General features: G+C 62.0%; 19 protein-coding genes and 1 other RNA gene. 15 read left to right on the top strand and 5 right to left on the bottom strand.

What is annotated here, in order from left to right; translation table 11 throughout:
- Positions 1-170 precede the first annotated feature (170 nt).
- From mnmG to F506_RS22295, 7 genes are all read left to right on the top strand, one after another.
- Positions 171-2,105 (top strand): tRNA uridine-5-carboxymethylaminomethyl(34) synthesis enzyme MnmG, encoded by a 1,935-nt coding sequence (mnmG, locus tag F506_RS22325; protein WP_053201041.1) that lies wholly within the window; start codon positions 171-173, stop codon positions 2,103-2,105.
- Positions 2,106-2,110: 5 nt separating this feature from the next.
- Positions 2,111-2,770 carry a 16S rRNA (guanine(527)-N(7))-methyltransferase RsmG gene (rsmG, locus tag F506_RS22320; protein ID WP_053201039.1) on the top strand — a complete coding sequence of 220 codons (660 nt, stop codon included), beginning with the start codon at positions 2,111-2,113 and terminating at the stop codon, positions 2,768-2,770.
- Positions 2,771-3,334, top strand: coding sequence for a lipocalin family protein (locus F506_RS22315; RefSeq protein WP_053201037.1), 564 nt, complete (start codon positions 2,771-2,773; stop codon positions 3,332-3,334).
- Positions 3,335-3,365: 31 nt separating this feature from the next.
- Entirely contained in the window at positions 3,366-3,998 is a 633-nt protein-coding gene (gene leuE / locus F506_RS22310; protein WP_053201035.1) for a leucine efflux protein LeuE, read from the top strand.
- 75 nt (positions 3,999-4,073) lie between these two features.
- On the top strand, positions 4,074-4,844 hold the full coding sequence (locus F506_RS22305; protein ID WP_053201033.1) for a ParA family protein: 771 nt from the start codon (positions 4,074-4,076) through the stop codon (positions 4,842-4,844).
- A gap of 81 nt (positions 4,845-4,925) precedes the next feature.
- Positions 4,926-5,834: a ParB/RepB/Spo0J family partition protein gene (locus F506_RS22300; RefSeq protein WP_053201031.1), complete on the top strand. Its 909-nt coding sequence runs from the start codon at positions 4,926-4,928 to the stop codon at positions 5,832-5,834.
- Between the two features lie 62 nt (positions 5,835-5,896).
- Positions 5,897-6,301: a tautomerase family protein gene (locus F506_RS22295; RefSeq protein WP_053201029.1), complete on the top strand. Its 405-nt coding sequence runs from the start codon at positions 5,897-5,899 to the stop codon at positions 6,299-6,301.
- 12 nt (positions 6,302-6,313) lie between these two features.
- Here F506_RS22295 and F506_RS22290 read toward each other — a convergent pair whose 3' ends face one another.
- Positions 6,314-7,294, bottom strand: a complete 981-nt coding sequence (locus F506_RS22290; protein ID WP_053201851.1) for a GlxA family transcriptional regulator — start codon at positions 7,292-7,294, stop codon at positions 6,314-6,316.
- Positions 7,295-7,612: 318 nt separating this feature from the next.
- On the opposite strand from F506_RS22290, the gene F506_RS22285 reads away from it, so the two are divergent.
- Positions 7,613-8,239, top strand: a complete 627-nt coding sequence (locus F506_RS22285) for a M24 family metallopeptidase (protein WP_053201850.1) — start codon at positions 7,613-7,615, stop codon at positions 8,237-8,239.
- Between the two features lie 22 nt (positions 8,240-8,261).
- On the opposite strand, the gene F506_RS22280 is transcribed toward F506_RS22285, so the two are convergent.
- Positions 8,262-10,103, bottom strand: coding sequence for an ABC transporter ATP-binding protein (locus tag F506_RS22280; RefSeq protein ID WP_053201027.1), 1,842 nt, complete (start codon positions 10,101-10,103; stop codon positions 8,262-8,264).
- 83 nt (positions 10,104-10,186) lie between these two features.
- Between F506_RS22280 and F506_RS22930 the strand changes: the two genes are divergently transcribed.
- The 4 genes from F506_RS22930 (at position 10,187) to F506_RS22265 (ending at position 13,681) form a co-directional block, all read left to right on the top strand.
- Positions 10,187-10,261: non-coding RNA, sX9 sRNA (locus F506_RS22930), on the top strand.
- A 222-nt stretch (positions 10,262-10,483) separates the two neighbouring features.
- The gene (locus tag F506_RS22275) at positions 10,484-12,241 is read left to right on the top strand and encodes an ABC transporter ATP-binding protein/permease (protein ID WP_053201025.1); all 1,758 of its coding nucleotides are present in this window, start codon (positions 10,484-10,486) and stop codon (positions 12,239-12,241) included.
- Between the two features lie 137 nt (positions 12,242-12,378).
- Positions 12,379-13,230: a D-amino acid aminotransferase gene (locus tag F506_RS22270; RefSeq protein ID WP_053201023.1), complete on the top strand. Its 852-nt coding sequence runs from the start codon at positions 12,379-12,381 to the stop codon at positions 13,228-13,230.
- A 175-nt stretch (positions 13,231-13,405) separates the two neighbouring features.
- Positions 13,406-13,681 carry an HP0495 family protein gene (locus F506_RS22265; RefSeq protein WP_053201021.1) on the top strand — a complete coding sequence of 92 codons (276 nt, stop codon included), beginning with the start codon at positions 13,406-13,408 and terminating at the stop codon, positions 13,679-13,681.
- A gap of 112 nt (positions 13,682-13,793) precedes the next feature.
- On the opposite strand, the gene F506_RS22260 is transcribed toward F506_RS22265, so the two are convergent.
- Positions 13,794-15,335 (bottom strand): methyl-accepting chemotaxis protein, encoded by a 1,542-nt coding sequence (locus tag F506_RS22260; protein ID WP_053201019.1) that lies wholly within the window; start codon positions 15,333-15,335, stop codon positions 13,794-13,796.
- A 325-nt stretch (positions 15,336-15,660) separates the two neighbouring features.
- Positions 15,661-16,581 (bottom strand): transcriptional regulator GcvA, encoded by a 921-nt coding sequence (gene gcvA / locus F506_RS22255; protein WP_053201017.1) that lies wholly within the window; start codon positions 16,579-16,581, stop codon positions 15,661-15,663.
- A 159-nt stretch (positions 16,582-16,740) separates the two neighbouring features.
- Between gcvA and F506_RS22250 the strand changes: the two genes are divergently transcribed.
- The 3 genes from F506_RS22250 (at position 16,741) to lipA (ending at position 18,836) form a co-directional block, all read left to right on the top strand.
- Entirely contained in the window at positions 16,741-17,070 is a 330-nt protein-coding gene (locus F506_RS22250; protein WP_053201015.1) for a DUF2917 domain-containing protein, read from the top strand.
- 81 nt (positions 17,071-17,151) lie between these two features.
- Entirely contained in the window at positions 17,152-17,844 is a 693-nt protein-coding gene (gene lipB, locus F506_RS22245; protein WP_053201013.1) for a lipoyl(octanoyl) transferase LipB, read from the top strand.
- A gap of 20 nt (positions 17,845-17,864) precedes the next feature.
- Positions 17,865-18,836 (top strand): lipoyl synthase, encoded by a 972-nt coding sequence (lipA, locus tag F506_RS22240; protein ID WP_053201849.1) that lies wholly within the window; start codon positions 17,865-17,867, stop codon positions 18,834-18,836.
- A gap of 87 nt (positions 18,837-18,923) precedes the next feature.
- Here the strand turns inward: lipA and F506_RS22235 are convergent, their stop codons facing one another.
- Entirely contained in the window at positions 18,924-19,823 is a 900-nt protein-coding gene (locus F506_RS22235; RefSeq protein WP_053201011.1) for a polysaccharide deacetylase family protein, read from the bottom strand.
- Between the last annotated feature and the right edge of the window lie 19 nt (positions 19,824-19,842).

The following is a 19,842-nucleotide window of genomic DNA, read 5'->3' as shown; positions in this document are numbered from 1 at the left end:
GCTTCTCTTTTTATTTGTCCATCGCTTGTCGGTAGACGTTCATTTTTTTCAAACTGTTTCACGTGAAACAAAAAACGTGAATAAAAAGGGAATAACTGGGGTAGGGCCTGATACCTGTCCAAAAAGACTTTATAATCTCGCCTCTGTTCACCGTCTCCACGAGGCGCATTATGCTATTTCCCACACACTTTGATGTCATTGTCGTCGGCGGCGGTCACGCCGGTACCGAAGCTGCATTGGCATCCGCCCGCATGGGGCAAACGACTTTGCTGCTGACCCACAACATCGAGACCCTCGGTCAGATGTCGTGCAATCCTTCCATTGGCGGCATCGGCAAGGGCCACCTGGTCAAGGAAGTCGACGCCATGGGCGGGGCGATGGCGATTGCGACGGACGAGGCGGGTATCCAGTTCCGCATCCTGAATTCCTCCAAAGGTCCTGCCGTACGCGCCACGCGCGCCCAGGCCGACCGCATCCTGTACAAGCAGGCGATTCGTTCGCGCCTGGAAAACCAGCCCAATCTGTGGCTGTTCCAGCAGGCGGTGGACGACCTGATGGTCGAAGGCGACCGCGTAATCGGCGCCGTGACCCAGGCCGGGATCCGCTTTGCGGGCAGGGCGGTGGTGCTGACAGCGGGTACTTTCCTCGACGGGAAGATCCACGTCGGCCTCAATAATTACTCCGCCGGCCGCGCCGGCGACCCGCCGGCGATCTCGCTGTCGGCGCGCCTGAAAGAACTCAAGCTGCCGCAAGGCCGCCTGAAAACCGGTACACCACCGCGCATCGACGGCCGCAGCATCGACTTTTCAGTCCTGGAAGAGCAGCCCGGTGACCTCGATCCCATCCCGGTATTCTCGGTCATGGGCAATGTCGGCATGCATCCGCAACAAATGCCATGCTGGATTACCCATACCAACACCCAGACCCACGACATCATCCGTGCCGGTCTCGACCGCAGCCCGATGTACACCGGCGTGATCGAAGGAGTCGGTCCGCGTTATTGCCCGTCGATCGAAGACAAGATCCACCGCTTCGCCGGCAAGGATTCGCACCAGATTTACCTGGAGCCGGAAGGCCTGACAACCAACGAGTTCTACCCCAACGGGATCTCCACCAGCCTGCCGTTCGACGTACAGCTGGCGCTGGTGCGTTCGATGCGCGGCATGGAAAACGCCCACATCCTGCGCCCGGGCTACGCCATCGAGTACGACTACTTCGATCCGCGCGGCCTGAAATCTTCGCTGGAAACGCGGCAAATCCAGGGCTTGTTCTTCGCCGGCCAGATCAACGGCACCACCGGTTACGAAGAAGCGGCAGCCCAAGGCATGCTGGCCGGTCTCAACGCCGCGCTGCAAACACAGGGCCGCGAGTCCTGGACGCCGCGCCGTGACGAGGCTTACCTCGGCGTGCTGGTCGACGACCTGATTACCCAGGGCGTGCAGGAGCCGTATCGTATGTTCACCAGCCGCGCCGAATATCGCCTGAGCCTGCGCGAAGACAACGCCGACCTGCGCCTGACCGAAATCGGCCGCCAGCTCGGTTGCGTCGGCGACGCCCAATGGGAAATGTTCGACAAGAAGCGCGAAGCTGTTGCACGTGAAATGGAGCGCCTCAAATCCACCTGGGTCAACCCGCGCATCCTCGCCGACGCCGAAGCCGAGCGCGTGCTGGGCAAAGCCATCGAGCGCGAATACAACCTGGTCGATCTGCTGCGCCGTCCGAACGTAACCTACGACAGCCTGATGACGCTGACCGGCGCCGACGGCCAGGCGCTGGCGGGTCCGGGCGTCAGCGATGACCCGGTGCGCGAACAGATCGAGATCCAGATCAAGTACGCCGGCTACATCGATCGCCAGGCCAAGGAAATCGGACGCCAGGAACACAACGAAAGCCTCAAGCTGCCGGCCGACCTCGATTACATGGACGTCCAGGCGCTGTCGATCGAAGTGCGCCAGAAGCTCAACAAGCACAAGCCGGAAACCCTGGGCCAGGCTTCGCGCATTTCCGGCGTGACGCCGGCGGCCTTGTCCCTGCTGCTGGTCCACCTGAAAAAAGGCGGCCTGAAGAACGTCGCCGTGTCCGACAACCACAACGAAGCGGCCTGAGCATCTTGAACACCACGACTACCGACCTGCAATTGGGCGACACACTCACCGCCGGCGCCCAAGCGCTCGGCCTGACGCTGAGCGCCGGCCAGCACAAGAAGCTGTTGGCTTACCTGGCCCTGATGGCCAAGTGGAACCGCACCTACAACCTGACCGCGTTGCGCGATCCGGCGCAGATGATGACGCATCACCTGCTCGATTCCCTGGCTGCCGTGACGGCTTTCGCGCAAGCCGACAATGTGTTGGACGTCGGTGCAGGCGGCGGTTTGCCGGGCATCGTGCTGGCCATCTGGGCGGCCGAAGCGCGTCCGGCGATGAAGGTGTCGATGATCGATACCGTGCATAAAAAAACGGCATTCCTCACGCAGGCCAAGGCAGAGTTGCAATTAAGCAATGTTTCGGTCTACACCGCGCGCGTCGAGCAGTTGCAGGTCGAGCAACTGTTCGACGTCATCACTTCGCGCGCCTTTGCGGAACTCAACGATTTCATCAACTGGTCGAACCATCTGCTGCAACCGGGCGGCCGTTATATCGCCATGAAGGGCGTGATGCCGCAGGAAGAAATCGCGCGCCTGCCGGATGGATGGAAAGTGGAAAAGACCCAGGCCCTGCATGTGCCTGGACTGGATGCAGAACGTCATCTGATCTTTATCGAAAGGTCTTGAATGAATTGCCTACCCGTCACCCGCGCACTCTCGGGCTTCGCCATCGCCGCCGCACTCCTGTCGGCCATAGCGCCGGCGCCCGCGCAAGCGCAGGAAGTCGTCACCGTGCCTTCGGTCGACCTGAAGCGCTACGTCGGCAAATGGTACGAAATCGCCCGCTTCCCCAACAGCTTCCAGAAGAAGTGCATCGCCAACGTGACCGCCGAATATCGCGCGCGCAGCGACGGCGACATTGACGTCATCAACCGCTGCAAAGTCGAGGGCGGCGTGCTGGACCAGGCCGACGGCCAGGCGCGCGTCATCGAAGGCAGTCATAACGCCAGACTGCAGGTGCGTTTTGCGCCGGCCTGGCTGGCATGGTTCCCGCTGGTGTGGGGGGACTACTGGGTGATCGATCTGGATGCCGACTACTCGGTTGCGACCGTCGGCACGCCGTCGCGCGATTACCTGTGGATCCTGGCGCGCAAGCCGGTGCTGTCGACCGCGGAATATGAAGCCGCCGTCAACAACGCCACCAAGCAAGGCTTCGATACCTCCAAGCTGGTCAAGACGCCGCAAGAATAATTCCGACCGATATCCCAATCAAGGAGACGCCATGCAAGCACTGTTTCACACGATTGGCATTACCGATGTCTGGCAACTGATCGCCGCCACGGTCGTGTTCCTGATGTTGCCCGGTCCCGGTACTTTCTGCGTGCTGACCTGCTCGGCCAAGCACGGCTTGCGCGGCGGTTTTGCGGCGATCGCCGGCCTGATGCTGGGCGACATCGTGCTGATGTTTCTCGCGGCGATCGGCGTGGCGGCGCTGTTGCACGCGAATCCCTTGCTGTTCAAGGGCATGCAGTATGTGGGTGCGGCATATCTCGCCTACCTCGGTGGGCGCCTGCTGTTTGCAAAGGAAGAGGGCGGATCGTCGGTGGTGCCATTCTCGGACATGGAAGATTTCCGCCGCGGCTTCTTCGTGACGCTGATGAACCCGAAGGCCATCGTGTTCTACATGGCCTTCTTCCCGCTGTTCATCGACCCGGCCACGCAAAAGGGCGCCGTCACGTTCCTGATCATGGGCACGGTGATTTGCACCTGCACGCTGATTTATGGCAGTCTGCTGGTCCTGGCCGGCAACGCCGCGGCGAAACGTCTCGCGCGCAACCGCAAGATCGCTGCGCTGGCGTCGCGCGCGGCCGGTGTCTTCCTGATCGGCTTCGGCATCAAGCTGGGCACGCATTGACCCGGCACTGAAGATAACCCGGATAGAAACTGAAGATTCACTGTAATCCCAACGGAACACTAACTAGAAGAACCTATGGCTAAAATCTTTTGCGTTGCGAATCAAAAAGGCGGTGTCGGCAAAACCACCACAGCAGTCAATCTCGCCGCCGGCCTGGCGCAGCACAATCAGCGCGTGCTGCTCGCCGACCTCGATCCGCAGGGCAACGCCACCATGGGCTCCGGCATCAACAAGGCCGAGTTGCAAGGTTCGATCTACGAAGTGCTGCTCGGCATGTCCGACATCAAGAGCGTGCGCAAGCGTTCCGAAAGCGGCAACTTTGACGTGCTGCCGGCCAATCGCGAACTGGCCGGCGCCGAAGTCGAAATGGTCGAGCTCGAGAATCGCGAGAAGCGCCTAAAAGACGCCTTCGCCGCCGTCGCCGACGACTACGATTTCATCCTCATCGATTGTCCGCCGGCGCTGTCGCTGCTGACGCTCAACGGCCTGTGCTCGGCACATGGCGTGGTGATTCCGATGCAGTGCGAATACTATGCGCTGGAAGGTTTGTCCGACCTCGTCAACACCATCAAGAAAGTGCACGCCAAGCTCAATCCCGATCTCAAGATCATCGGCTTGCTGCGCGTGATGTTCGACCCGCGCATGACGTTGTCGCAGCAGGTGTCCGAACAGCTCGAGCAGCATTTTGGCGACAAGGTTTTCAAGACGGTCATTCCGCGCAATGTCCGTCTGGCCGAAGCGCCGTCGTACGGCATGCCGGGCGTGAACTTCGACGCCGCGTCGAAAGGCGCGCAGGCGTACATCGCCTTTGGCGCCGAAATGGTCGAGCGCATCAAGACGCTGTAAAAGTAGATCCGAAGTCTTGAAATGCACTAAACGATATAAACAATTTCAGTAATCAGCAATTCAGAAACAGGTAGGTAAAAGATGGCAACCAAAAAATCAAAAGGCCTCGGCCGCGGTCTCGACGCACTTCTCGGCGGGTCTTCCGATATCACCGAAGACGTGCCGGTGGTCGCAGGTTCGCCATCGGTGATGCCGGTCACGGATCTGCAGGCCGGCAAGTATCAGCCGCGCAGCCGCATGGACGAAGGCGCACTCAATGAGCTGGCCGCCTCGATCAAGGAGCAGGGCCTGCTGCAACCGATCCTGATCCGCGCCATCGGCCAGAAGAACGGCAAGGACATCTACGAGATCATCGCCGGCGAACGCCGCTTCCGCGCTGCCAAGATCGCCGGCCTGACCGAAGTGCCGGTGCTGGTGAAGAACGTCGACGACCAGACCACCGCCGCGATGGCGCTGATCGAAAACATGCAGCGCGAGGATCTCAATCCGCTGGAAGAAGCCCAGGGTATCCACCGCCTGATCACCGATTTCAACTTCACGCATGAACAGGCGGCAGTCGCGGTCGGCCGCTCGCGCAGCGCGGTGTCGAACCTGTTGCGCTTGCTGAACCTGGCCAAGCCGGTGCAGACCATGCTCATGGCCGGCGATATCGACATGGGCCACGCCCGCGCCTTGCTGGCGGTGGATTCCGCCACGCAGATCACGCTGGCGAACCAGATCGTCGCCAAGCGCATGTCGGTGCGTGAAGCCGAGAAGCTGGTGGTGCGCACCACTGCCGAGCAAGCCGCATCGAACAAGCCGCGCGACGGGGGCAAGGAAAAATCGCGCGACATCGCCCGCCTGGAAGAAGAATTGTCCGACATCCTGGCGACGCAGGTATCGATCAAGACCGGCGCCAAGAATCGCGGTCAGCTGATCATCAATTTCTCCGACCTCGATGCACTCGACGGCGTGATTGCCCGCCTGCGCGGCGAAGCGGTCGAACAGTAAACCGTGAGTTTCGGCGGCTGCAACCGCAGATGCAAATGCAGCCGCAATGAAAGGAATGCGCCATGCCTTACCTGCAACTCGACGTCAACGACAGCTATCCCGCGCAGCAGAAAAAGCAGCTCGCTGCGCGCATGGCGCAGACCTATGCCGACATGATGAGCGTCGATATCCGCCGCATCAGCATCGTGATCCGCGAGTGCGGCGCAGGCAGTGTCTGGCGCACGGTCGACGGCGGCGAAGTGGAGCCGGTATCGGTGCTGATGTGCGACATCCGCCGCGGCCGCACGCCCGAGTTGCGCATGGAAGTCGCCAAGGCATTGTGCCGCGATTGCATCGAGGTGCTGGGCCTGCGCGAAGACCGTCTCAACGTCGAATTCACCCAGCACAGCGGCGATGAAATGTACCACCCGACTCTGGGCGGCTACAGTCCGGAATGGTCCGCCGGTGAAGTCGCGCCGGATAGCTGATCCCGGCTTTGATCACGCCGCATCGGCGCCCGCAAAAAAATTATCCCGATACTGTTGCGCACTGATGCCGAGCCGGCGCAGGAACACCACGCGCATATGGCCGGCGTCGCGGAAGCCGCAACGATAAGCGACCGTCTTCAAGGGCGCCGCCGAACTTCCCGATCTCTCCAGCATTGCGCGCGCCGCATCGACGCGCGCACTTTCGATGAACTCCGCCGGCGTCATGCGTGCATCGCGTGCAAACACGCGCGCGAAATTGCGCGGACTGCTCGACACCAGCTTGGCCAACAGTGCGACGCTGAGCTTTTCCTGCAGATGCTCGCGCACGTAATGTTGCACCTGGCCGACCAGTGAGGTCTCTTCCGCATACGGAGTGAGGTAAGGACTGAACTGCGATTGTCCGCCGCTGCGCTGCATGAATACCACCAGCCGCTTGGCGACGTTGAGGGCGACTTCCTGGCCGGCGTCTTCGGCCAGCAACGCCAGCGACAAATCGATGCCGGCGGTGACTCCCGCCGACGTCACCAGTTTGCCGTCGCACAGATAGATGCGATCGGCGTCGACTTCAAGCTCGGGAAAATCGCGCGCCAATGCAGCGGCGTCATTCCAATGCGTGGTCACGCGTTTGCCCCTGAGCAGTCCTGCGCGCGCCAGCAAGAACGCGCCGTTGCAGATCGAGCCATGGCGGCCGGCGCGTTGCGCGGCATCGGCCAGCCAGTCGCTCAGCGCGGCGTCGCGTTCCTGCTGCGGCAAGCCGGGGCCGCCGGCCGCGAGCAGCAGGTCGTAGTCTTCGCGCGCTTCGCTGTAGTGCAGGTGCGGCACGATCTGCATGCCGTTGGAGCAGGCGACGGTGTCGCGTGTGCTTCCGATGACGCTGAGACGGTAATGCTGTTGCGGCAGCAGGAAACGGTTGGCCTCGGCGAACACGTCGAGCGGACCGGAGACGTCGAGCGCCTGGACTCCGGGGAATACCAGCAGGGCGACAGTAGGCATGGCGGCAATCGGCAGTGGAACGATAGACGCCATCATAGCGCCGTCCGGGCCGGGCAGCAGAACCCAGGCAAGGCCTTGGCAGGAAAACGCCGCAGCATGGCTGTCAACGCCGCCTTGCCGCGCTGTCATTAGATCGCAGCGCCGCCGATAATTTTCTCCGTAGCGGAAGCGCATGTCGCGCTTTCCGCGATCCTCATTCCGGAGAACATCATGAACACCACTACAATCACCGCCGCGATCACCGCCGCCACGGATGCCACCGATGCCACCGATGCCACGAACGCCGAGCGCGTCGGTCCCGCCTTTTCCGTGGAGGGCATGCTGGCCGCGCGCGGCAAGACGCGCCAGGCGATTCGCGACATCGCGTCGCGCGTGCAGCCCGGCATGGTGGAAGAAGACGCCGTCGCCATGGCCAAACAAGTCCTCCTCGACGCCGGCCTGACGCTGAGCTGGCATCCGACGCGCGTGCGCTTCGGCCGCAACACCATCAAGCCGATGCGCCAGGCATCCGAACCGGGCGTGGTGCTGCAGCAGGACGACATCTTCTTCATCGACATCGCGCCGCGCCACGGCGCCTGGGAAGGCGACGGCGGCGCCGCGTTCGTGATCGGAAATCATGAAAAATACGCGCGCTGCGCACGGGATGCGGAAGCCGTGTTTCACGCCGCGCGACGCGCGTGGAGCGAGCAGGGACTGAGCGGAGAAGCGTTGTACGCCTTCGCCGATAGCGAAGCGCGCAAGCGCGGCTGGGAGCTCAATTTCGACTTGCCCGGCCATCGCGTATCGGACTTCCCGCACGCGGCAATCCATACCGGATCGCTGGCGGAGTTCGACGGCGTGCCGTCGGCGATGCGCTGGATTCTGGAGATCCATTTGCGCCACCCGGAAGGACGCTACGGCGCCTTCTTCGAGGACATGCTGCTGGACGACAGCTACTACGTCTGACGGTCGCGCGTGAGCAACGGCGTCACGCTTCCTCGCCCAGGAATCCGCCGCTCTGATGCGACCACAGGCGCGCATACAAACCGTTGTGCGCCAGCAGTTCCTGGTGACTGCCTTGCTCGACGATGCGGCCCTGGTCGAGCACGATCAGGCGATCCATCGCGGCAATGGTCGACAGGCGATGGGCGATGGCGACCACGGTCTTGCCTTCCATGAGGCGATACAGGCTCTCCTGGATGGCCGCTTCCACTTCCGAGTCGAGCGCACTGGTGGCTTCGTCCAGCAACAGGATGGGCGCGTCCTTGAGCATCACGCGCGCAATCGCGATGCGCTGGCGCTGACCGCCGGACAGTTTCACGCCGCGTTCGCCGACGTGGGCATCGTAGCCGCGGCGGCCGTGCGCATCGGCCAGATTGCCGATGAATTCGTGTGCTTCGGCGCGGCGCGCGGCGGCGATCATGTCGTCGTCGCCAGCGTCGGGACGGCCGTACAGGATGTTGTCGCGCACCGAGCGATGCAGCAGCGAGGTGTCTTGAGTGACCATGCCGACTTGCGCGCGCAGGCTGTCCTGCGTGACGTGCGCGATGTCCTGGCCATCGATCAGCACGCGGCCTTGCTCGACATCGTAGAAGCGCAGCAGCAGGTTGACGATGGTCGACTTGCCGGCGCCGGAACGGCCCACCAGGCCGATCTTTTCACCGGGACGGATGTGCAGGTTGAGCTTGTCGATTACCTGGCGCGCATCGGGTCCGGTGGCGCCGTAGGCGAAGCTGACGTTGTCGAAGACCAGTTCGCCGCGGCTGACATCCAATGGCTGCGCATCCGGCAAATCCTTGACCTCATGCGCGCGCGACAGCGTGTTGATGCCGTCCTGCACGGTGCCGACGTGTTCGAACAGCGCAGCCATTTCCCACATCACCCAATGCGCGATGCCGTTCAGGCGCAGCGCCATCGCCGTGGCTGCGGCGACCGCGCCGATGCCGACCTGGCCTTGCGTCCAGAGCCACAGCGCCACGCCTGCGGTCGACAGGATCAGCACCATGTTGAGCGAGTGATTGACGATTTCAAAACCGCTGACCAGACGCATCTGGCGATTCACCGTGACCAAGAAATCCTGCATCGCGCTGCGTGCATAACCGGCCTCGCGACCGGCGTGCGAGAACAGCTTGACGGTGGCGATGTTGGTATAGGCATCGGTGATGCGTCCGGTCATCAGCGAGCGCGCGTCGGCCTGGTTGCGCGCCACTTTCGACAGGCGCGGCACGAAGTAGCGCAGCGCCGCCATGTACAGCACCAGCCAGCCGAAGAAGGGTGCCAGCATCCACAGGTCGAAGCCGCCGACCACGGCCGCCATGGTGACGAAATAGATCATCACGAACACCAGGATGTCGCCCATGATCATGCACACGTCGCGCACCGCGAGCGCGGTCTGCATCACCTTGGCGGCGACGCGGCCGGCGAACTCGTCCTGATAAAAGCTCATGCTCTGGTTGAGCATCAGGCGGTGGAATTTCCAGCGCAGCATCATCGGGAATGCGCCCGCCAGGGTCTGGTGCTTGAAGAAGGTCTGCAGCGCGATGAGCAGCGGACTGCCGGCCAGCACCACCGCCAGCCAGATCAGGCTGCCGCGCTCCTGCGTCCACAGTTGCGACGGCTCGATATGGCTGAGCCAGTCGACGATACGGCCCATCATCGCAAACAGCAGCGCTTCGAACGCGCCGATGATCGCGGTCAATGCGGTCATCGCCACGATATAGCGGCGCAGACCCTTGGTACAGGCCCAGATGAAGGCGGTGAAACCGCGCGGCGGCGGCTTGATGACGTTGTCGGGGTAGGGGTGAACCAGTTTTTCAAACCATGCAAGCATGCAATCTCCAGAGTGTCGCCGGAACGTGCTCACGATCTTACTGCGAGGCCGTGATCCGGCGTCGGGCGGTGCTCGGAATCCTCATGTACTCAAGTACATTCCGGTTCCTCCGCTCCGTCCGACACCGGCTGACGGCCTCTCGCTACAGATCGTGAGCACGTTCGGCACCGAGGTGTGCATGAAACAATTCATGCGATGGAATCGGTGCGGCGAAGAACAGAGATTCTAACCCGTTCACCAAAACAGGGCGGGTAGCTTGCTGAAGCCTGACGGGCGCCGCCGGCGGGCGCGTGGTTGCACTTGGTTGCATTTATTCCGCAGCCGAAAACGGCCGGATTGCTTATCATCGCAGATGATCTTGCACAGACTCCGGAAAATCCATGACAGCCAACAAGAAAAAATCCACCGACAACGCCTTTGACCGCCACGCCGTCTGGCGACTCATCAAACCATACTGGGTCTCGGAAGAACGAGGGAAGGCGTGGGGATTGCTGGCGGTGATCATCGCGCTGGTGCTGGTCATGGTCTACATCAACGTACTCATCACCGACTGGAATCGCACCATGTACGATTCCATGCAGAACAAGGATTACGTCGCCTTCAAAGGCCTGCTGTGGCAGTTCAGCTACCTGGCCTTTGCCTACATCGTGGTCGCCACCGCGCGCATCTACCTGACGCAGTCGCTGCAGATCCGCTGGCGCACCTGGATGACCGAAAAGTACATGGGCAAGTGGCTCGAGCATCACGCCTACTACCGCATGGAGCAGGGCCGCATCGCCGACAACCCGGACCAGCGTATCGCCGAGGACTTGCGTTCGCTGACCTCGAACACCATCAGCCTGGTGCTGGGTTTCATCTCCAGCCTGGTGACGCTGGTGTCCTTCGTTGGCATCCTGTGGGCCATCAGTGGTCCGATCTCGTTTGCGTTCATGCAGCGCGATTGGGTCATCCCCGGCTACATGGTGTGGTTCGCCATCGCCTATGCCGGCGTCGGTTCATGGATCATCTGGTGGATCGGCAAGCCGCTGGTGGTGCAGAGCTACAACCAGGAGCGCTTCGAGGCGAACTACCGTTTCGGCCTGATCCGGATTCGTGAACATGCCGAAGCCATCGCCCTGTATCGCGGCGAGCGGCGCGAACGCGGCGAACTCAACCTGCGCTTCGAAGACATCCGCCAAAACTGGTGGGCCATCATGCGCACCACCAAGAGCCTCAACATCGCGACCAATTTCTACGGCCAGTTTGCGATCATTTTTCCGTTGCTGGTGGCGGCGCCGCGCTATTTCTCCGGCGCCATGTCGCTGGGCGTGCTGATGCAGCTCAGCAGCGCCTTCGGCCAGGTGCAGGACGCCTTGTCGTGGTTCATCAACGCCTTCACCACGCTGGCCGACTGGAAGGCCAGCATCAACCGTCTGGCCGGCTTCAATCTCGCGGTGGAACTGGCGCAGAAGCAACCCGCCAGCATCTCGGTGGAACGCAACAATGTCGGCGCCATCCTGTTCGACAAACTGAACCTCGCGCTGCCTGACGGCCGCACGCTGATCGGCGGCGATCAGGGCATCAGCGGTGCGATCCATCCCGGCGAGCGCATCCTGGTCAGCGGTCCCTCCGGCTGCGGCAAGTCGACGCTGTTCCGCGCCATCGCCGGCATCTGGCCCTACGGCGGCGGCGACATTCAGATCCCGCACAAGGCCAGGCTGATGTTCGTGCCGCAAGCGAGTTACCTGCCGATCGGTACGCTGCGCTCGGTGCTGGCCTATCCGGCCGACGAGGACGCCTACACCGACCTCGCGATCCGTCACTATCTCGACCTGTGCCGCCTGCCGCATCTCAAGGATCAGCTCGACGTCTACAACAACTGGGGCAATCGCCTGTCGCCGGGCGAGCAGCAACGCCTGGCGTTTGCACGCGTGTTCCTCACGCGGCCGGAGATGGTCTTCCTCGATGAAGCCAGCAGCGCCATGGACGGCGAAACCGAAGAAGCCTTGTACGCGCTGTTGCAGGAAGAGCTGCCCGATGCCGCCGTGGTCAGCATCGCCCATCGCGAGACCGTGGCGCGCTATCACCGGCAGCGCTGGCATTTCTCCCGCAAGGACGCGGACAGCAACGTCAGCAGTCTGAGCATCCAGCCGCTGTGACCATTGAACGGTCCCGGGCGACGCCGGTGAGCGGCATCGCCCGATGCCGACTTTGCATAACGGCCTGCGCGGGTCTGTGCAAGAATGTCTCCATTCCGCTATCCATCTCCCTCTGAACCTCCCTAAGAAGACCTGCCATGAACGACCCCATCGTGTACCTCAACGGCGACATGACGCCGCTCTCCGAAGCCCGCATCCCCGTGCTGGATCGCGGCTTCATCTTTGGCGACGGCGTGTATGAAGTGATCCCGATGTACGGCCGCAAGCCGTTCCGCGGCACGCATCACATTGCGCGCCTGTTCCGCAGCCTCGGCACCATCGGTATTACCAATCCGCATAACGAAGCCGAATGGCTGGCGCTGATCGACCGCGTGGTGCAGGCCAACGATCTCAATGACCAGATCGTCTATATCCAGGTCACGCGCGGCGTCGCCAAGCGCGGCCACGCGTTCCCGAAGGATCCGGTGACGCCGACGGTGTTCATGATGACCAGCCCGCTGGCGGTGCCTTCGGCCGAAGTCCGCGCCAAAGGCGTGGCTTGCGTCACGCTCGAAGACAAGCGCTGGCTCAATTGCCAGATCAAGTCGACCTCGCTGCTGGGCAATGTACTGGCGGCCCAATATGCCGCCGAGCACGAAGTCACCGAAGCGATCCAGTTCCGCGACGGCTTCCTCAGCGAAGCCTCGTCGTCCAACGTCTGGATCGTCAAGGACGGCAAGCTGTCGGCGCCGCCCAAGGACAACCTGATCCTCGAAGGCATTCGTTACGGCCTGATCGAAGAGCTGTGCAAGTCGCAGGGTATCGTGTTCGAAGCGCGCCGCATCACGCGCGAAGAAGTTTTCGGCGCCGATGAAGTGCTGCTGTCGTCGGCGACCAAGGAAGTCTTGCCGGTGGTCGCCATCGACGACCAGCGCGTCGGCGACGGCAAGCCGGGTCCGGTGTTCGGCAAGCTGTACGCGGCCTACCAGGCGGCCAAGGCAGCGCTCTGATCATCGCTCTGACAATCGCTGCGTCCGGAACGAACGCATGTCTTGTCGCCCGGCAAGACATGCGCAGGAGCGCGGCGACTGGCGTAAAATAGGCGGATCCCATACAAGTTTTCAACATACCGCCATGTCATTGCCCAACGACCCTGCTGATCCCATTGAACCAGCCATTCCCGCCATGCCCGTGATTCCCGCGGAAGAATCGCTGATCGAATATCCCAGCGATTTTCCCATCAAAGTCGTCGGCGTCATGCACGATGAATTCACCGACATCATCATCAACATGGTGACCGAACACGACCCGACCTTCCATGCCGGCAAGGTCGAGATGCGGCCCTCGACGCAAGGCAAATACCTGTCGCTGACGGTTACCGTGCGCGCCACCAGCCGCGAGCAGCTCGACAATCTCTACCGCGCGCTGTCGTCGCATGAGATGGTCAAGTTCGTGCTGTAAACTCTAACGATTCCCGCCTCTCATCGGAGGCGTAAAAAAACCGGTTTATCCTCGCAAGAGGCGAACCGGTTTTTCGTTTGCGGCCGCAGATCCGGCGCAACGCCGTTGCGTGCTATCGATCCAGCTTGAACACGCTGACCACCTGCGCCAGGCGTCCGGCCTGATCCTGCAGCGATTGCGCGGCGGCGGCGGCTTGTTCCACCAGCGCGGCGTTCTGTTGGGTCGATTCATCCATCTGCGTGATGGCCTGGCCGACCTGGTTGATGCCGGCGCTTTGTTCCTGGCTGGCCGAGCTGATCTCGCCGACGATGTCGGTCACGCGCTTGACGCTGGCGACCACCTCGTTCATGGTTTCACCGGCTTGCTGCACCAGCTTGCTGCCGACGTCGACCTTGGATACCGAGTCGTCGATCAGCGTCTTGATTTCCTTCGCCGCTGCCGAGGAGCGTTGCGCCAGGCTGCGCACTTCACTCGCCACCACCGCGAAGCCGCGGCCTTGTTCGCCGGCGCGTGCGGCTTCCACCGCAGCGTTCAGCGCCAGGATGTTGGTCTGGAAGGCGATGCCGTCGATCACGCTGATGATGTCCACGATCTTGCGCGAGGATTCATTGATGGAACCCATCGTGTCGACCACTTCGCTCACCACGGCGCCGCCCTGTTGCGCGACTTCGGAGGCGGACACCGCAAGTTGATTCGCCTGGCGCGCGTTGTCGGCATTCTGCTTCACGGTCGAGGTCAGTTCTTCCATCGCGGAAGCGGTTTCTTCCAGCGAGCCGGCCTGCTGTTCGGTGCGGCCCGAGAGATCAAGATTGCCGCTGGCGATTTCGCTCGACGCCGTGCTGATGGTGTCGGTGCCGACGCGCACCTGGCTGACGATATTGAGCAGGTTGTCGTTCATGGTCTTGAGCGCAGTGAGCAACTGGCCGGTCTCGTCCTTGCCTCCGGCCACGATGTCCGAGCTCAGGTCGCCCGCCGCCACCGTTTCGGCTATGCCCACTGCCTGTGTGAGCGGGCGCGTGATGCTGATCGTCAGCAGCCACGCCAGCGCGCCGCCCAGCACCAGTTCGACGATGCCGAGGATGATCAGCAGGTTGCGGCTGGACGAATAGTAGTTGGCGACCGCGTCGGCCGAGGTGCTGATTTCCTGGCGCTGCATGTCGCGGAACTTGGCGACCACGTCGGTGTAGGAGGCATATAGCGGCATGAATTTCTCGGCCGTCATCTTCTTGGCCTCGTCGAGATTGCCGGCCTTCTTGAGCTTGAAGATATCGTTGCGCGTCGCCTGGTAGGCATCGCGCACCTTGTTGATCTCGGCCAGCTGTGCGACCTCGTGCGGCGAGGTGTTGATCTCTTCGATCTTTTTGCGCATTGGCGCAATGCGCGCCGACTCGGCAGCGATCTGCGCAGTGAAGTATTGCTGTGTATCGGGGTCTTCGGACTTGATCACGGCCATCGTGCGGATGCCACTCTCGCGGATCACCGCCAGCCATTCGACCGCGTTGCGCTCATTGGTGATCGAGTCGGTAGTGATCGACACCACGGCGGAATTGATCTGCTGCAAGCGCCAGACGCTGATGCCGAGCATCACGACCATGAGCATGAGGATGACGACAAAACCGATGCCGAGGCGTGTTCCGATTTTAAGATTTTTCATAAGAGACTCCTGGCGAAAACAAACAATATTCAAAAGCGATTGCAAGACAATTTCAACACCATGCCAACCGGAAAGCGCCGGCAGTTCTCAGGTGAGCAGTAGCGCACGGGCAAGATAAAACGTCGCCTGCGCGGGGCGATGTGCAACACGTCGCGGATGGCAAACCGGTGCAGCAAATTTGGGAGAGAGGTGTCATTGGCAGCCGCGATCGGCGGATACCTGTCGGCAATTGTTTTATATTGTTCGCCGCTCCATACCTGAACGATAGGGCATCCGGCGTTTTCCAAGCAGTCGAACAGAGAGGTTTTCGGGCGGTATTTGCGAGTTAGGGTCCGGGCCAGCGCTGGTTGGATTTGAACAGCGCGATTTCTTCCAGCAGCCAGTTGCGGAAATATCCGACCTGCGACTTGCCCAGCGTTTCCGCATGGCACACGAAATAGTAGGCGCGCTCGCTTTTCCAGGCGATGTCGAACAGGCGCACCAACTCGCCGGCGGCGATTTCCTGGGAGGCGATGGCATGCCGCGTCAACGCCACGCCGGCGCCGTCGGCAGCCGCGCGCAAGGTCAGCGACGAATCTTCCGTCACCAGTCCGCCGGCCGGGTCCGGCAGATCCAGACCGGCCAGCTTGAACCACGGCAACCAGGACTCCTGCAGGCCGTCCATGCGCAGCAACACGCAGTCGCGCAATTGCTGCGGCGACGAGGGCAGGCGACCCTGGCGATAGTGAGGGCTGGCCACCGGGTAATAGAAATCCTCCATGATCAACTCGGTTTTCAGTCCGGGATAATTGCCCAGCCCGAAGCGTACGCCGACGTCGATGCCGTCGCGCGCGAGGTCGTTGAGATGGCTGCTCGATTGCAGGATCACCTCGATGTCCGGATAGTGGTCGATGAACTTCCACAGCCGCGGCGCCAGCCAGCGCGAGGCAAAAGAGGGTGGCGACGACACTACCAGGCGCTGACGGCCGCCCTGTTCCTGCAGCGTTTCGGCGGCGGTGGCGATCTCGGTCAGGGCGTTGCGGATGGCGGCGGCGAAGCGCCGGCCGGCGTCGGTGATGGCGATGCGCTTGCCGTTGCGGGTGAACAACGGCAGCCCCAGTTCTTCTTCCAGCGCGCGGATCTGGTGGCTGATGGCGCCCGGCGTGACATGGATTTCCTCGGCCGCGCGCGAAAAGCTGTCGTGCCGAGCCGCCGCCTCGAAGGCGCGCAAGGCGGCGAGATTCGGCAATTTACGGAAGTCGGCCATGGCATGTGAATAAAACTAGCAAGAGACGCCAATATATATCGTTTTGGTTTGCCTGGGGCGCTGACTAGAATGTCCTTACTGATCGTAAAAAAAGTATGTGCAAGCCGGGACCGCAGGGCATGTTGCCTGACCTTCCCGGCGCAACCGAGCGAGGGCATCATGCAAAATATATTCACTAAGAGAGCCATCCGGCTGCAAGCCGGCGACGTCATGTCGCTGCAGGTCACGCGTCCGGTCTGCCTGCACGTCGGCAGCGGCCGCGTCTGGATCACGATAGAAGGCGGCCGCACCGATTACTGGCTGGCCGGCGGCCAGAGCCTGGATATTCCCGGACACGGCCTGGTGGTGATCGAATCGGTCGATACCGCCAGCCGGCTGCAAGTCGGACTGTGCCGCCGCCATTGGCTGATGCGGCTGGCCCAGGGAATGCTGACGCTGGCCCGGCGTCTGCGCGGCCGTACCCGGACCTGGATGGTTGAGAGGTTCTGAGTTTCCTTGGGGTAATTCGGCCGGCGCCGAACCTGGCGCAATCCGGCGCAATCCGGCGATTTTCGTTACACTTGCGGGCATATGCATACCGCTCCACAAGCCCCCGCGGCACTCCTGGCGCCACCGGCGCCGCAGATCATCCGGCGCGGCGTTGAAGACTACCAGGCCAGCTTCGACGCCATGCGTGCGTACACCGACAGCCGCACCGCAGATTCCCCCGACCAGCTCTGGATCGTCGAACACCCGCCGGTGTTCACGCTCGGCCTGGGCGCCGACATCGCCCACGTGCTCAACCCCCATGCCATTCCCGTGGTCCAGACCGACCGCGGCGGCGAAGTCACTTACCACGGCCCCGGCCAGGTGGTGATTTACCTGCTCATGGACCTGCGCCGCAACCATCCCGGCGCGCGCCTGTTCGCGCGCGAATTCGTGCAAAAGATCGAACAGGCGGTGATCGACACGCTGGCGGCGTATAATCTCGCTGGTGAGCGCAAGCAGGGCGCGCCCGGCATCTACGTCAGCGCAGGGCCGTGGCAGGGCGCCAAGATTGCCGCGCTGGGCTTGAAAATCCGCGCCAGCGGTTGCACCTATCATGGCGTATCGCTCAATGTGGCGATGGACCTGACGCCGTTTTCCTGGATCAACCCCTGCGGTTACGAAGGCCTCGCCACCGTCGACATGCGGACGTTGGATGTCGACGCGCCGCTGAGCGACGTGCAGACGCTGCTTGCCGACAAACTTGTTGCGCATTTTGCTATGGCGCCATCGCCTTGATGGCCAAAGAAATCACTACTATGACTACCGAAATCACTCCAGCCGCGCCGACACTGCGCAATGCCACCGACAAGCAAAAGGGCGCCGGCAAGACGGCCTGGATCCCGATCAAGATCATGCCGGCGGAAAAGCTCAAGAAGCCCGACTGGATTCGCGTCAAGGCCGGCTCGCCGACCACCCGCTTCTACGAAATCAAGGACATCCTGCGCGCCAACAATCTGGTGACGGTGTGCGAAGAAGCATCCTGCCCCAATATCGGCGAATGCTTCGGCAAGGGCACCGCGACCTTCATGATCATGGGCGACAAGTGCACCCGCCGCTGCCCGTTCTGCGACGTCGGCCACGGCCGTCCCGATCCGCTCGACCCGAATGAACCGGAAAACCTGGCCCGCACCATCGCCCAGCTCAATCTCAGCTACGTCGTCATCACCAGCGTCGACCGCGACGACCTGCGCGACGGCGGCGCCGGTCACTTCGCCGCCTGCATCCAGCGCGTGCGCGAACTGTCGCCCGAGACCCGCATCGAGATCCTGACCCCGGACTTCCGCGGCCGCATGGACCGTGCGCTGGAAATCCTCAAGATGGCCCCGCCGGACGTCATGAACCATAACCTCGAAACCGCACCGCGCCTGTACAAGGAAGCGCGTCCCGGTTCCGACTACGAGTATTCGCTGAACCTGCTCAAGCGCTTCAAGGACTTGCACCCGAACACCCCGACCAAGTCCGGCATCATGGTCGGCCTCGGCGAGACCGACGAAGAAGTCCTGCAAGTCATGCGCGACATGCGCGCCCACAACGTCGACATGCTGACCATCGGCCAATACCTGATGCCCAGCGGCGACCACTTGCCGGTGCGCCGCTACGTGCATCCCGACACCTTCAAGATGTACGAAGAAGAAGCCTACAAGATGGGTTTCGTCCATGCGGCGGTCGGCGCCATGGTGCGTTCCAGCTACCACGCGGATCAACAGGCGCACGGCCTGGTTGGCTAAGCAATCTCGCCGGCTACGGCGGCGTAAAAAAACGGCCTGGTTCATTGAAGAACCAGGCCGTTTTTTATTGTCTCCGCATCCGGACACTCAGTGCGAATTGCCGTCCCACATCCACGCCCACAATCCCGGCAAATGCAGTGGTTTGGTGCGATCCGTAACCGTGCGCGCCATGACCGCGCGCTGCAAAGCCGCGCTATCGTCGTAGAACGGTTTGGCTGCCACTTTCAGGCCGGTTTCCTGCGCGCTGTCGAGCAGGATCTGCATGTACTCCAGCATATGGCGCGAGGTGTAGCGGTTCAGATCGTGGAAAGTGACTTCCACCGGGATCACCCCATCCACCGTCGGCAGTTCGCCGTCGGCGATGCGTTCGCGCACCTCCGACAACTGCCGCAGGATATTCGAGCGGCGGCGCAGGCTGAAGTTATAGCCCCAGATCTTGCCGTCGTTCAGGCTGACATCGGTCATCAGCACGTGAAAGCCGTGCTGCTGATAGGCGGCGAAGGTGCGCTGATCGAAGTTCCAGAACGGCGGACGCAAAAAGACCGGCTTGGCGCCGGTGATGGCGGCAATGTCCGCGCTGCCGTCGGTGAGCGATTGTTCCAGCGCCTGCGGGCTCAGATCCCGATGATTGGTGTGTCCCCGGGTGCTGGTATGGAAGCCCAGAATATGTCCTTCGGCATGCTCGCGCCGCATGATCTCGCGACCGAGTTCGCTACCGCCTGCGCCGCTGGCGCGCGTCTGGACAAAGAACACCGCCTTGACGCCGGGTTGATGGGGATTGTTGGCGAGGTCATCAAGAATCGACAGCGTCGGATTGGCAAAAGCGGAGGCGCTCGGACCGTCGTCAAAGGTCAGCAGGAAACGAATCGGCGCCTGCACTTTCAGGCGCTGCTCGGTCAGCGGCGTCAGCGCGATGGGCGGCGCAATGCAGCCGCTCAGGCCAAGCGCCATGATGATTGCCGATAAAGTGGAGGAGATGGTTTTCAAGCTGCAGACCTGTCAAGTA

Origin of the sequence: Herbaspirillum hiltneri N3, from assembly GCF_001267925.1 — a bacterium.
Taxonomy (GTDB): Bacteria; Pseudomonadota; Gammaproteobacteria; order Burkholderiales; family Burkholderiaceae_D; genus Herbaspirillum; species Herbaspirillum hiltneri.
The sequence above is the reverse complement of the archived record's forward strand: the minus strand, read 5'-3'. Positions and strand labels throughout refer to the sequence as shown.

Coding starts and splice junctions, on each gene's coding strand:
- mnmG (WP_053201041.1), top strand. CDS start 171: ATGCTATTTCCCACACACTTTGATGTCATTGTCGTCGGCGGCGGTCAC.
- F506_RS22315 (WP_053201037.1), top strand. CDS start 2,771: ATGAATTGCCTACCCGTCACCCGCGCACTCTCGGGCTTCGCCATCGCC.
- leuE (WP_053201035.1), top strand. CDS start 3,366: ATGCAAGCACTGTTTCACACGATTGGCATTACCGATGTCTGGCAACTG.
- F506_RS22305 (WP_053201033.1), top strand. CDS start 4,074: ATGGCTAAAATCTTTTGCGTTGCGAATCAAAAAGGCGGTGTCGGCAAA.
- F506_RS22300 (WP_053201031.1), top strand. CDS start 4,926: ATGGCAACCAAAAAATCAAAAGGCCTCGGCCGCGGTCTCGACGCACTT.
- F506_RS22295 (WP_053201029.1), top strand. CDS start 5,897: ATGCCTTACCTGCAACTCGACGTCAACGACAGCTATCCCGCGCAGCAG.
- F506_RS22290 (WP_053201851.1), bottom strand. CDS start 7,294: ATGCCTACTGTCGCCCTGCTGGTATTCCCCGGAGTCCAGGCGCTCGAC.
- F506_RS22285 (WP_053201850.1), top strand. CDS start 7,613: ATGCTGGCCGCGCGCGGCAAGACGCGCCAGGCGATTCGCGACATCGCG.
- F506_RS22280 (WP_053201027.1), bottom strand. CDS start 10,103: ATGCTTGCATGGTTTGAAAAACTGGTTCACCCCTACCCCGACAACGTC.
- F506_RS22275 (WP_053201025.1), top strand. CDS start 10,484: ATGACAGCCAACAAGAAAAAATCCACCGACAACGCCTTTGACCGCCAC.
- F506_RS22270 (WP_053201023.1), top strand. CDS start 12,379: ATGAACGACCCCATCGTGTACCTCAACGGCGACATGACGCCGCTCTCC.
- F506_RS22265 (WP_053201021.1), top strand. CDS start 13,406: ATGCCCGTGATTCCCGCGGAAGAATCGCTGATCGAATATCCCAGCGAT.
- F506_RS22260 (WP_053201019.1), bottom strand. CDS start 15,335: ATGAAAAATCTTAAAATCGGAACACGCCTCGGCATCGGTTTTGTCGTC.
- gcvA (WP_053201017.1), bottom strand. CDS start 16,581: ATGGCCGACTTCCGTAAATTGCCGAATCTCGCCGCCTTGCGCGCCTTC.
- F506_RS22250 (WP_053201015.1), top strand. CDS start 16,741: ATGCAAAATATATTCACTAAGAGAGCCATCCGGCTGCAAGCCGGCGAC.
- lipB (WP_053201013.1), top strand. CDS start 17,152: ATGCATACCGCTCCACAAGCCCCCGCGGCACTCCTGGCGCCACCGGCG.
- lipA (WP_053201849.1), top strand. CDS start 17,865: ATGACTACCGAAATCACTCCAGCCGCGCCGACACTGCGCAATGCCACC.